Consider the following 11,605-nt stretch of genomic DNA (forward strand, 5'->3'; position numbering starts at 1 on the left):
ACAAGGGAAAGCCCAAAGTTTTTTATCCTGCACATGCCACAAAAAATAGCTCTATTATATTTTATTCTTTTTCTTTCTGCGTGTCAGTTAGTTCCTGTATATGAAATGCATCATGCCCAACATCGAAGTCAGGCTCAGGAATCACAAAAACAAAAACACGTGACCTCTCAGAAGGTCTTTATCAATGCTTTTGATAAAAGAAGTGACTCGGCCTTATTTCAGATTGCTAAAGCAGAGTTTACAAGTCTTTATAAAGACCAACCCCATTGGCATTATTTAGAAATTTCAAAAATTCCTGAGATAGGTCCTGCCTTGGATGAGATGGCGCAAAAGGCTCCCATAGATGAACTTGTTTTACATGCCCATGGCTCACCCTTTCGCATGAAAATCGGAACCAAGAGCCTTCATCGTTTCAATATACATAAACTGAATTTTCAAGGTTCTTTAGCGCCTAGAGCGAAGGTGTATCTCTACTCCTGTTCTGTAGGGCAAAAAAGTCTTTTTAATTTAGGAACACCCTTTGTAGAAAAACTAGGGAAGTACCTCTTAAAAGAAAAAGGCACAATCTATGCCAGCACAAAAGTGATGTTTTACCCCACGGATTATTTTGTGAACGATCTCGACCTTCCTGAACTGCGTCCCAATTTATTTTCGAAGGTTCTTTCTATTTTATTTGTTCCGATCACCTTGCCCACTCTTCAGTACATCACTTGGAGTCCGTGGGATACGCAACGCATTCGAAAAATAGAAATTTAAAATCACCTAGACGTTTGGGTATATTAAAATATAATGATTCTAGTCTAAATAAATGGGAGGGGCGATGAGAACAATCATTGTAATGACGGTGCTTATGACAGCACAGACAACATGGGCCAAGTTGATTTTAAAACCAGGGGCATACCGTATGCAGAGCACTATGACGGTAGACGGAAAAGAAGTGGACGTACAAAAAGAAATGCAAAATGCGATGAAAGAGATGCAGAAAAGTATGGAAGGCATGGACTTAAGTATGTTGCCTCCAGAAGCTCGTAAACAAATGGAAAAAATGAGTGGTGAAAATAAGTTGGCAGAAAAGCTGTTAGAGATGTGTATCAGCCAAGAAGACGTAAATATGGACAAAAAAACCATTGCTAAAATGATGGCCCAAAATGAAAGTAATGATATGAAAGACTGCAAGTCAAAAGTGGTAAAGTCGACATCCAAAGAGGTCGAAACAAAAACTACTTGTAGCGATGGATCAATGACTTTTAATATGAAAGCACTAAGTCCTACAAAGTTTGAACAGGTCATGACCGAATACAAAAAAAATGGCAAAAAAGGAGATACTGTGAAAATCACAGGAACTTTCTTTGCCTCAAAGTGCCCAGATCATGTTTTAAAAAGAGATGCTGAACTTAAAAAGTTAGCAAAAAAGTGGGAGAACATTCAGACGGATGAAGAGAGCCTTCAAAAGCTAGTGAACCCACCAGCAGCCAAAGAAGCAAAAAAAGCTCCAGTTCAAAAAACCAAACCTAAAAAATAATATTTTACTGGTGAATTTTATACTCTTGCGGCCACGGATTTTGTGCAATCATACTTTCTATGGTTTGAATGTGGCCCAAGACCAGATTGGACAAGATCAGCCTACCGCTAGGTCTGTTGTAATTGACAGAGTGAGGACTGTACCTCACTCGACCTTCTAAAAAATCTAAAATTTCTTTTTCATTGGCTTTGTCGTTATGGGTGAGGAATGTTTTTTGAGACTCTATTAAAGCTTTTTCGGTAATGAATAAAGTTACAATTTCAGTGATAGAGTTTAAGGCCTTGTCGCTAAAAAATCCTTGTTTGAATTCTAACTGTTCGATGTATCTTCCAATGAGAATAGCCATGTAGGGACGCACAGCACGTCTTTGCACCAAGGATAAAATTTTAGCACGGGTAGTGACGTTCATTTTCGCTGTCAAAGGGGATGCCTTTAGGGCTTTTGCGGCCGCGACTTGTAAGTTTGGGTTTTGCGGACGCTCAAAGACGGCGTATAGAGCTTTGTCCAAACTAGGAGTAAGAGTGCCATAGCTTTTAAACACCTCGGTCTCTAAAGCTTTGCGTTTTTCTGATAGGGACACACGACGCTCGGTCAACTGGGAACCTAAACTTTGTGTACTGGGGCCTAAAAACGTCACACAGGAAAGCCTTGCGCTGGCTTGAAGCGGTAAAAGACAGGTTAAAAAGAGGCCTAAGCACCCCATAAGTTTCATCCCTTGATAAATGCATAAAATAGACCACTGGCGCGCCGCGACGTCACTCTTTTTGGGTGGGCATGGTAGTGTCCCAAGCTATGGAATTCATTTGTGCAGCCAATTGGAAGATGAACCAAGACGTGTCATCGTCCCGACAGTTTTTAGTAGATTTTTTTAATCAGGTGTCCCTACAAGATGTGGAACGCTTTATGTTTTTTCCACCCGCTCTGCTGTCTTATGAGTTCGAGGCTCACAACAGTAAAGGACTTCTTTGGGGAGCCCAAAACTTTTATGCCGAAAATTCAGGTGCCTTTACAGGTGAAAATTCGCCTGAGCTTTATAAAAAATTAGGGGCCAAGGTGATGCTTATTGGTCATAGTGAGCGTCGTTCTTTATTTGCAGAAACCAACGCCATGATCAAAAGTAAAATCGAGAAGTGTGTGGAGTTAGGGTTAAGACCCGTTCTTTGTGTGGGCGAAACTTTAGCCGAGCGTGAGTCAGGACAAGCCGAGTCGGTGGTCAAGCAGCAGTTAGCAGAGGCACTAGGCGAAAAGGGACCTAAAGACTTAGTTGTAGCTTACGAGCCAGTATGGGCCATTGGTACGGGCAAAGTAGCAAGTGTTTCTGATGTGCAGAGTATGCACAGTTATATCAAAACTTTAGTGGGACAGAGTACGCCTATTTTATACGGAGGCAGTGTAAAACCAGAAAATGCGGGAGAGCTTTTTGCGTTAGAAAGCGTGAACGGCTTTTTGATTGGTGGTGCCTCTTTAAAGTGTGAAAGTTTACTCAGTATCTTTTCAGAGATGAAAAATAAACTCTAAGTCAAAGACTGTAAGTGGGGGAAGTATGAGTTTAAAGCATCCAATTTGTTTTGATGACATTGTCGCAGCTAGAGAACGAATTTCAAAAGCCGTGTTTAAAACTCAACTTGAACTGTCTGAGTCGGCCAGTAAGTGGATTGGCAAAAAGATTTTTTTTAAATATGAAAACCAACAGCGCACAGGCAGTTTTAAAATTCGCGGTGCCTATAATCGCATCAGTCAGCTCAGTGCCGAACAACTCAAAGCGGGAATTTCGGCGTGCTCTGCGGGAAATCATGCCCAAGGTGTCGCCTTATGTGCCAAGCTTCTGGGCTCTCAGTCTTACATTGTTATGCCTGAAGTTGCTCCTCTGGCTAAGGTGGTGGCCACTCAAGGGTATGGGGCTAATGTGATTCTTAAAGGCTCTATGTTTGATGAGGCTTATGACCACTGCATGCAAATTTCCAAAGAGAACTCGTACACCTTGGTTCACCCTTACGAAGACCCAGAAGTGGTCGCAGGACAGGGCACAATAGGTTTAGAGTTGTTAGAGCAGTGTGCAGAACTGGATACGGTGGTTGTACCCATAGGTGGCGGTGGACTCATTTCGGGAATCGCTTTAGCACTTAAAACTCTTAAACCACAAATTAAAATTATTGGTGCCGTTCCAGAACGAGTGCCCGCTATGAAGATGCTTTTTGATTCTAAAGGTGATCTACCAGAAAAGGCGCCTTACAAGTCTACCATTGCTGATGGAATTGCAGTTAAAAAACCATCCAAAATGATTTATGACACTTACATTTCTAAGTACGTTGATGACATTGTTTCAGTCTCTGATGACGAAATCGCCAGAGCCATGGTGTTCCTGTTGGAACGAGCTAAGGCCGTAGTGGAAGGTTCAGGCGCAGCCAGCTTGGCTGCTGCCAAAAAAGCTAGCCATGAATTAGGTGATAATGTCGGGATCGTGATTTCAGGAGGAAATGTGGATCTTAATTTATTGGCTTCAGTGATTGAAAAAGGTTTAGAACACGAAGGACGGCTTTGCCGAATTTCAGTTGTTGTGGACGATGTGCCAGGAATGCTGAACTCTTTGACCCAAACCATTGCCTCCCATGGAGCTAATATCTTAGAGGTGACTCACCGACGACTGGCGCAAGGGATTGATATTCGCCAAACGGAAATTGAAATTCTTTTATCCACTCGAAACCAAGAACATGTTGAAAAGATCAAAAATGCGTTGCTTGCAGGTGGCATTTTTATTAAAGACATTCTTTAGAGGTGAGAGATGAACATCGAAGTTTCTAGTGAAATTTTAAATTTGGTCCCCTATAAACCTGGGAAACCTTTGTCAGAGGCCCAAAGAGAGTTTGGAATTACGGATTTTGTTAAATTGGCTAGTAACGAATGCCCTCTGGCTCCTCATCCCAATATTGTAAAGGCCATCGCACAAGCTGCTGCTGACTGCCATCGTTATCCTGACCCCAGTGCCTTTGAGCTTAAAAAAGCTGTAGCCACTTATTATCGTGTGCCAGAAGCCCATATCACTTTTGGAAATGGATCAGATGAGTTAGTAGATCTTTTAGTACGTGCCTTTTGTACTCCCCACGAAGACAGTATCCTAACTTCTGAAGGGGCCTTCATTGCTTATGCGATTTCAGCCCAAGTGCAATCGGTTAAAGTTGTTCAGACTCCGTTGACTTCAGATTATAAATTTGACCTTGAGGCCATGTCTAAGATTCTTGAAAATCCACAACAAAGACCTAAACTGGTTTTTATTCCTAACCCCAATAACCCCACAGGAACTTACCTAAATTCTAAAGAGGTGTTTGAGTTCTTGGATCGTTGGGGCCAGTGCGAAGATTTTTTAATTGTATTTGATGAAGCTTATAACGAGTTTGTCAGAGCCTCTGATTATCCTTTTGATCTGGCTCAAAGTATTCAAAAGTATCCGAACCTAGTGGTGCTAAAAACCATGAGTAAGGTCTTTGCTCTTGCAGGTGCAAGAATCGGCTCTTTGATGGCTGACCCCTTTGTGATTGATATCATCAACAGAATCCGTAAGCCTTTTAATGTGAATGTGTTTGCTCAAGCCGCAGCCCTTCAGGCCTTAAAAGAGACCGAGTTTTTAAAAGAAATTCAACAGATCACTTGGAAAGGTTTAGATTATATGTACGAAAGCTTTGATGAAATGGGTATAGATTATATCCCTTCTCAGGCCAACTTTATTCTATTTGACACTCACAAGGATGCGATCAAAATAAACCAAGAACTTTTAAAAGAAGGTGTGATCTTACGTCCTGTCGACAATTATGGACTGCCTGCACAGCTTAGAATTTCTGTAGGTTTGCCACATGAAAACGAAAAGGCCATGGGTGCTATTGCAAAAGTGTTGGGATTGAAATGGTCGAAGAGCAAGAAGTAGTACAGTTAGATAAATTTGATAAAGTGGTCACCATAGATGGTCTGGCGGCTTCTGGAAAATCCAGCGTAAGCCGAAATTTAGCCAAAAAATTAAATTTTGAATGGGTGTCCACAGGTGCTTTTTATCGTGCCATAGGTCTTTTATGTTTAAGAAAAGAAGTGAATCTTGCTGACGAAGAACAAGTCCTTGCCGCTTTTAAAAACGAAGATTGGCAGATCGTTAAGGACCATGAGCGCACCCAAGTTTTTATTGATGGCAAAGATGCTACGGAACAAATTTATCAAGAGGCCGTAGGTACTGCTGCAAGCAATATCAGTGTGCATACTAAAATCCGTAAGGCCATCTTGCAGGCCCAAAGAGACTGCCTCACAGAAAAAGGTCTTGTGGCAGAGGGTCGAGACTGTGGGAGTGTGATTTTTCCTTCTGCGGGGCTTAAAATTTTTCTGGTCGCCGACCCCGTAAAACGCGCCCAAAGACGGGCGATACAAGAGGGTTTAGACCCCAACGAGGTGCTTCAAGTCCAAAAACAAAGGGATAAAAGGGATTCTATTAGAATTGAGGCTCCTACTGTGGCCCCCGAAGGGTCCATCACCCTTGACACTTCCGAGTACAGCTTAGAAGAAGTGGTCGAGAAGATTTACGCCCTAGCCCAAAAGAAGTTTGACATAGTGCCTTAACAACCTATAAAAAAGACCTCTGTCTATAATAAGGCAAAATTGTTGGTCGACATCGCCTAAGATGCGTCCACGAGGAGGAACGAACAATTAATATGGTAAATACAAACAACGGTAATTCAAAAGGGTACAATCAGGCTTTAGCAATTCTTGATGAAGCTGATAAAGAAGTCTTGGGAAAAGACAAAAACGAAGGTGCAGATTCTTTTGCCGCACTTTTTGAAAAGTCGATCCAAGGTAACGATCTAAAGCCAGGCGACATCACAACGGGAACAGTGGTGGAAGTGCAATCTGATTATGTACTAGTAGACATCAACTATAAAAGCGAAGGTTTAATTCCTATCAGCGAATTTCGTATCATTGATGGCCAAAACTCTGTGGCTGTAGGTGATAAAGTTGAGGTGATGATCGATAAAATCGAAAATGACAACGGCATGGTTGTTCTGTCAAAAGACAAAGCTGACATGCTAAGAGCTTGGAGTGACATCTCTAAAGCTGCTGAAAATGAAGAGATCATTGAAGGTGTTGTTATTTCCAAAGTTAAAGGCGGTTTAAGCGTAGATATTGGTGTAAAAGCCTTTTTACCTGGTAGCCAAATTGACTTACGCCCTGTGAAGAACATTGATTCGTTCATTGGCAAAAAATTTAAATTCAAAGTAATTAAGTTCAACAAAAAACGTGGCAACATTGTATTGTCTCGTCGTGCTCTTCTTGAAGAAGAAAGAGAAAAACTAAAAACTCAAACTCTAGATCAAATGGAAGAAGGCTCGATTGTTAAAGGTTATGTGAAGAACGTCACAGACTACGGTGCTTTCATTGATCTTGGTGGTATTGATGGTCTACTTCACATCACTGACATGAGCTGGGGACGTGTAAAACATCCTTCTGATTCTATCACTGTGGGTGAAGAGATTGAACTTAAAGTCTTAAAGTATGATCAAGAAAAACAACGTGTAAGCTTAGGCTTAAAGCAGTTATCTGAAGATCCTTGGGGTCTTGTAGCTGAGCAATTCCCAATCGGTAAACGTATTAAAGGTAAAGTTGTGTCTTTAGCTGAGTATGGTGCTTTCGTGGACCTTTCTGAAGGTGTTGAAGGCTTGATTCACGTGAATGAAATGAGCTGGACTAAGAAAGTAAAACACCCTTCACAAATTGTTAAAGTGGATGATGAAGTGGAAGTACAAGTTCTTTCTATTGATTCAGAAAACCGTCGCATCAGCTTAGGTTTAAAACAACTTGAAAGTAACCCATGGTTAGAGCTGAAAGAAACTTATGCTCCAGGTACTATTATTGAAGGTGAAGTGAAGTCTATCACTGACTTTGGTATCTTCGTAGGTATTGAAGACGGCATTGATGGTCTTGTGCACATTTCTGACTTCTCTTGGACTAAGCGTGTAAATCATCCATCTGAAATGTACCAAAAAGGCGATAAAGTTCGTGCGGTAGTTTTAGGTGTAGATATTGAAAACGAAAGATTCAGCCTTGGTATTAAGCAACTTGAAGCAGATCCTTGGTCATCTATTGAAGACAAGTTCCCTATCGGTTCACAACTAGATGTGAAAGTGACAAAGCTTGCTGACTTTGGTGTGTTTGTACAAGTAGAAGATGACATCGAAGGTTTAATCCACATTTCTGAACTTTCAACAAAGCGTGTGGAAAAGCCAGAAGATATCGCTCAAGTGGGTGAAACCATTAAAGCAGAAATCATCTCTATCGACCAAGACGCAAGAAAGATCGGCTTAAGTGCAAAACTGGTCACTTTAAGAGAGCAAAAAGCTAACGTAGACGACTATGTTAAAAAAGCCACATCTTCTTCTAAAACTAGCTTAGGTGAAGCTTTTGGTGATGCTTTCAAAGAGATCAAAAAAGAAACAACCGTAACTCCAAACACCACTAACGAAGACTAAGTCTTAAAAGTTAAACCGTGTACACAAAGGCAGATCCACTTAGGTCTGCCTTTTTTTTATTGAAAAACAAAATAAAGCCTTCTACCTCAATTTCATATCAATAAGAAAAACTAAGATGCCATCGAGATCTAGTTAATTTTCCCCCTATAAAATCTGACAAACTATCCCTTGCGGCGACCTTGCGTCCTGTCTCTGAGAGTTGAGTTTCGAGTGACCCTTAGAGGCCGACCTCCAGAATCGAGCGATGCGTATCCGACTTGCGGCATAGATTTGAGATTTAAGGTTGAGGGGGGAGCCCAAAGGGTTTCTCCCAACCTTAAATCTCAAATCTATGACGAAAGCCGAAGACGCTTCGCACCCGCCTTCTGCTGCGTCGGCGTCTAAGGGTCACTCGAAATTTAACTCTCAGAGACAGGACGCAAGAGGCCCTGTGAGGGAAATTTGGAGAGTGATGCTTTGGACCATGGCGTGCTTGGGAAATTTGCGTTAGCATATTGGGGCATGCAAGACGATAAGAGTAAAAATTCATCTATTTTCAACAATGTTTGGCCTCAAGAGCGGGATGTGATCAGTCGTCCTGATCGGTTACGTTATGTTCGTGGTCTTAAGACTGAGACACAGGGGTGTGTGTTTTGTGAGATTTTACAGCGTGGTGAATTTTCGGCTGAAAGTCTTTTGTTATTTAAAAGTAAGCATTCCATGGTTGTGATGAATAAGTATCCTTACAATCCTGCTCATCTTTTGGTGTTACCTTTGATTCATGAGGGGGACCTAACGGCATTGAATTTTGAGGTGTTGTCAGACTTAGCGGTGAATGTTCAGCGTTGTGTGCGGATTTTGAAAGCAGAGTACAGTTGTGCGGGGCTCAATATTGGGCTTAATCATGGGCAGGTTGCGGGCGCAGGGATTCCTGGGCATTTGCATTGGCATATTATTCCTAGATGGGCAGGGGATACAAACTTCTTCCCTTTAATTGCTGAAACTAAGGTGCATCCTGAAACTATGGAAGAGACTTACAAACGCTTAAAGCCCCACTTTGACAAAGAGGAGAGTGCAACATGAGACACTCAGGACGACGAGGTGGAGGTCACTCTGGTAGTAGTGGAGTGATGGTGGTGCAGATGACTCCTGTTGTGAAGATTCTGCTCATTGCCAATATCGCCATTTGGTTGGGTGTGGTTCACATGTTGCCCTTTCTTATGTCTCAATTGGCCTCGTCTGTGGAATGGGCAGGGGCTATTACTCGATCTTCTCTCTTTCAGTGGGTGGGTTTAGTTCCTTACTCTACTGTCTTTGAGTTCAAGCTTTGGCAGCCCTTAACTTATCTTTTCTTACACTCACCAGATCTTACACACATCTTGTTTAATATGCTTCTCTTGTGGTGGGTAGGTAGTCAGATTGAACGCACCATGGGGACGAAGCAGTTCTTACGCTACTACCTAGTGTGTGGTGTTGGGGCTGGGATTTTGTATTTGGTGTCGGCCTTTTTTATGACTTCTATTTTGGGCATGGGCCAAGATGTGATGACTATGCCAGTTGTGGGGGCCTCTGGGGCGATTTTTGGGCTTCTACTTGCCTTTGCCATCTTTCATGGTGAGGAAGTGGTGTACTTCATGATGATCTTTCCTATGAGGGCCAAGTACTTTGTGGCCATCTTAGCTTTGATCGAAGTCTTTATGATCACCACACTTGGGGTGTCTGGACCCGTGGCCAATTTGGCGCATTTAGGTGGTTTTATTGTAGGATTTGCTTACCTATGGTTTCAAACCTACCTGAAACGTAGAGCTAAAAGACGTTGGTTCAGAAAAAATGGACGAAATTTAAGGCTTGTGGTAGATAACGAAAAGAAAAGTAAGACAACATACCATTAGTGATGAGGTGAACATGGGTCAATTTCGCAAATCTGTAAAAAGACTAGAAAACGATAAGAGAATTGTAGATATCTTAGTAAAGGCTAACGAAAAGAATGCCGCTGAAATCCAAAAGGATTTAGCTGACCTTCCTGATCTTAGTGCCAAGGCGAAAAAGGTTCCTATGTCTGATATTGCTCAACGTAAAGAGTAACACCGAAGTCTAACATCAATAAGTGCGAGCTAAGAGGCAGTTCTTTGCGAGACGAAGTCCGCACTCAAAAATATAGACTTAGTTTATAAAGCCTAAGCATACATATGTGCTTAGGCTTTTTTGTCTACGCTAGATGAACATTTACCAAGTTGCGGAGGTTGAAAGCTCAGCCTTAGGCTTTTTTCTGATCTTTGGGGAAGAAAATAAGGCCTAAGATCAAATAAATAGATAGGGACGTGAGTCCTATGCGGTGGGATCCTGTAAGGCTTGTGACTAGGCCCGTGGTCAGAGGCCCAAACAGTGCTGAAAATTTACCTAACATATTGTAAAGGCCAAAATAACTTCCTGTTTCTTCTTTACTGGGAATCAGCTCGCAAAAGTAAGAACGACTTAACGCTTGCACCGAGCCTTGGAATATCCCAATCAAAACACCGCAAGCAATGAACTGAGCCGCTGTGTGAATCTGTGTGGCGAGTAGAATCACAACTAAGTAGGCCAAGATACCTAACTTTAAAATCAGAAATTTTGAAACCCGATGGCTCAGCCAAGTAAAAAGCAAGGCCGCAGGGAAGCCCACAAATTGTACGATCAAAAGGGTGAGAATCATGGTTGAGCTTTCAAGTCCAATGGAGAGTCCATAGTCGACAGCCATCTTATAAACGGTATGAACGCCATCAATATAAAAAAAGTATGAAATTAAAAATAAGCTTAGAGGTGTGGGTGAGAGGATCAATCCTTTAAGTTTTTGAAAAAATGCTTTCAGATCCACTTGATCATCATTTTCATTGTAATGGTGCAAGGGTTTGGACATGAGAAGGGGAGCCGAAAAAAACAACCACCACAAAGCCGTGGTCACAAACGCTCCATACACAGCGGTCACCTTGTCGATGCCAAAAATTTCTGGTTTCTGAATCACTAAACTTTGCAGTAAGAAGATCAGACCACCTCCCAAGTAGCCTAGACCATAGCCCATAAGCGAATTGGAATGATAGTCATCACTACCTTGTGAGTATTCGGGAAGAAGGGAGTCATAAAACAAATGACTGAGATTAAAGCAGATCGAAGACACAATAAAAATCACACCAGCCCACCACCATTGGTCTTCGCCTACGGTGACAAAAAGCAAACATGCAGTGACACCAAGGAGGGTAACCACGCGAAGGTTGCGCATTTTTGATGAGGTGGTGTTGCTGATTTGACCCAGTAAGGGAGAGAAAAAGAAAATAAATGCGGAGATCAGACTGCTAAAAATACCAAGCCAATAAGTGGAGTCTGTAGAGTCTAAGTCTATGGCCCAGTAAGATTTAAAAAAAATCGGAAAAAAACCAGAGATAATGCAAACGGCGAATGCAGAGTTCGCCCAATCATACATGCACCAGTAAAAAGATTTCTTTGTCGTTGGTTTTAAAGCAAACATGACTGGACCTTTCAAGTGAGGTTAGGATTTTGTGTGTTATTAGCAATAATGTTCTCATTATTTTTAGCTTAATGAAAATGGATGTTGTGTCAGAAAAAATTG

12 protein-coding genes are annotated in these 11,605 nt (G+C 41.8%); 10 read left to right on the forward strand and 2 right to left on the reverse strand.

All coding sequences use genetic code 11. The features are described from left to right. The first annotated feature begins 33 nt into the window (after positions 1–33). Positions 34–756, forward strand: a complete 723-nt coding sequence (locus tag M9899_04155) for a DUF4347 domain-containing protein (protein MCO5113351.1) — start codon at positions 34–36, stop codon at positions 754–756. A 64-nt stretch (positions 757–820) separates the two neighbouring features. Then, positions 821–1,522 (forward strand): DUF3617 domain-containing protein, encoded by a 702-nt coding sequence (locus tag M9899_04160; protein ID MCO5113352.1) that lies wholly within the window; start codon positions 821–823, stop codon positions 1,520–1,522. Between the two features lie 4 nt (positions 1,523–1,526). Here M9899_04160 and M9899_04165 read toward each other — a convergent pair whose 3' ends face one another. Then, the gene (locus M9899_04165) at positions 1,527–2,225 is read right to left on the reverse strand and encodes a hypothetical protein (GenBank protein MCO5113353.1); all 699 of its coding nucleotides are present in this window, start codon (positions 2,223–2,225) and stop codon (positions 1,527–1,529) included. A gap of 71 nt (positions 2,226–2,296) precedes the next feature. Here M9899_04165 and tpiA point away from each other — a divergent pair, with 71 nt between their 5' ends. The 8 genes from tpiA to M9899_04205 all read left to right on the forward strand — a co-directional run bounded on the left by tpiA (position 2,297) and on the right by M9899_04205 (position 10,086). Then, positions 2,297–3,040, forward strand: a complete 744-nt coding sequence (gene tpiA, locus M9899_04170) for a triose-phosphate isomerase (GenBank protein ID MCO5113354.1) — start codon at positions 2,297–2,299, stop codon at positions 3,038–3,040. Positions 3,041–3,065: 25 nt separating this feature from the next. Continuing rightward, the gene (gene ilvA, locus M9899_04175) at positions 3,066–4,295 is read left to right on the forward strand and encodes a threonine ammonia-lyase (GenBank protein MCO5113355.1); all 1,230 of its coding nucleotides are present in this window, start codon (positions 3,066–3,068) and stop codon (positions 4,293–4,295) included. Positions 4,296–4,304: 9 nt separating this feature from the next. Next, the gene (hisC, locus tag M9899_04180; GenBank protein ID MCO5113356.1) at positions 4,305–5,441 is read left to right on the forward strand and encodes a histidinol-phosphate transaminase; all 1,137 of its coding nucleotides are present in this window, start codon (positions 4,305–4,307) and stop codon (positions 5,439–5,441) included. Continuing rightward, positions 5,420–6,118, forward strand: a complete 699-nt coding sequence (gene cmk, locus M9899_04185; protein MCO5113357.1) for a (d)CMP kinase — start codon at positions 5,420–5,422, stop codon at positions 6,116–6,118. Before hisC ends, cmk begins: the two co-directional genes overlap by 22 nt. 92 nt (positions 6,119–6,210) lie before the next feature. After that, the gene (locus M9899_04190; protein MCO5113358.1) at positions 6,211–8,022 is read left to right on the forward strand and encodes a 30S ribosomal protein S1; all 1,812 of its coding nucleotides are present in this window, start codon (positions 6,211–6,213) and stop codon (positions 8,020–8,022) included. Positions 8,023–8,523: 501 nt separating this feature from the next. Next, complete coding sequence (locus M9899_04195; GenBank protein ID MCO5113359.1) at positions 8,524–9,084, forward strand: HIT domain-containing protein; 561 nt, start codon at positions 8,524–8,526, stop codon at positions 9,082–9,084. After that, on the forward strand, positions 9,081–9,893 hold the full coding sequence (locus M9899_04200) for a rhomboid family intramembrane serine protease (protein MCO5113360.1): 813 nt from the start codon (positions 9,081–9,083) through the stop codon (positions 9,891–9,893). The genes M9899_04195 and M9899_04200 overlap by 4 nt, the downstream gene beginning before the upstream one ends. Before the next feature lie 13 nt (positions 9,894–9,906). After that, positions 9,907–10,086, forward strand: coding sequence for a hypothetical protein (locus M9899_04205; GenBank protein ID MCO5113361.1), 180 nt, complete (start codon positions 9,907–9,909; stop codon positions 10,084–10,086). A 172-nt stretch (positions 10,087–10,258) separates the two neighbouring features. On the opposite strand, the gene M9899_04210 is transcribed toward M9899_04205, so the two are convergent. After that, positions 10,259–11,503 carry an MFS transporter gene (locus M9899_04210; protein MCO5113362.1) on the reverse strand — a complete coding sequence of 415 codons (1,245 nt, stop codon included), beginning with the start codon at positions 11,501–11,503 and terminating at the stop codon, positions 10,259–10,261. Positions 11,504–11,605 lie beyond the last annotated feature (102 nt).

It is taken from the genome of Pseudobdellovibrionaceae bacterium (assembly GCA_023954155.1).
In the GTDB taxonomy this organism is placed as follows: domain Bacteria; phylum Bdellovibrionota; class Bdellovibrionia; order Bdellovibrionales; family UBA1609; genus JAMLIO01.

What these genes read in the sequence shown, in the direction of transcription:
- M9899_04155 (MCO5113351.1), top strand. Translation starts at nt 34, where the DNA reads ATGCCACAAAAAATAGCTCTATTATATTTTATTCTTTTTCTTTCTGCG.
- M9899_04160 (MCO5113352.1), top strand. Translation starts at nt 821, where the DNA reads ATGAGAACAATCATTGTAATGACGGTGCTTATGACAGCACAGACAACA.
- M9899_04165 (MCO5113353.1), bottom strand. Translation starts at nt 2,225, where the DNA reads ATGGGGTGCTTAGGCCTCTTTTTAACCTGTCTTTTACCGCTTCAAGCC.
- tpiA (MCO5113354.1), top strand. Translation starts at nt 2,297, where the DNA reads ATGGTAGTGTCCCAAGCTATGGAATTCATTTGTGCAGCCAATTGGAAG.
- ilvA (MCO5113355.1), top strand. Translation starts at nt 3,066, where the DNA reads ATGAGTTTAAAGCATCCAATTTGTTTTGATGACATTGTCGCAGCTAGA.
- hisC (MCO5113356.1), top strand. Translation starts at nt 4,305, where the DNA reads ATGAACATCGAAGTTTCTAGTGAAATTTTAAATTTGGTCCCCTATAAA.
- cmk (MCO5113357.1), top strand. Translation starts at nt 5,420, where the DNA reads ATGGTCGAAGAGCAAGAAGTAGTACAGTTAGATAAATTTGATAAAGTG.
- M9899_04190 (MCO5113358.1), top strand. Translation starts at nt 6,211, where the DNA reads ATGGTAAATACAAACAACGGTAATTCAAAAGGGTACAATCAGGCTTTA.
- M9899_04195 (MCO5113359.1), top strand. Translation starts at nt 8,524, where the DNA reads ATGCAAGACGATAAGAGTAAAAATTCATCTATTTTCAACAATGTTTGG.
- M9899_04200 (MCO5113360.1), top strand. Translation starts at nt 9,081, where the DNA reads ATGAGACACTCAGGACGACGAGGTGGAGGTCACTCTGGTAGTAGTGGA.
- M9899_04205 (MCO5113361.1), top strand. Translation starts at nt 9,907, where the DNA reads ATGGGTCAATTTCGCAAATCTGTAAAAAGACTAGAAAACGATAAGAGA.
- M9899_04210 (MCO5113362.1), bottom strand. Translation starts at nt 11,503, where the DNA reads ATGTTTGCTTTAAAACCAACGACAAAGAAATCTTTTTACTGGTGCATG.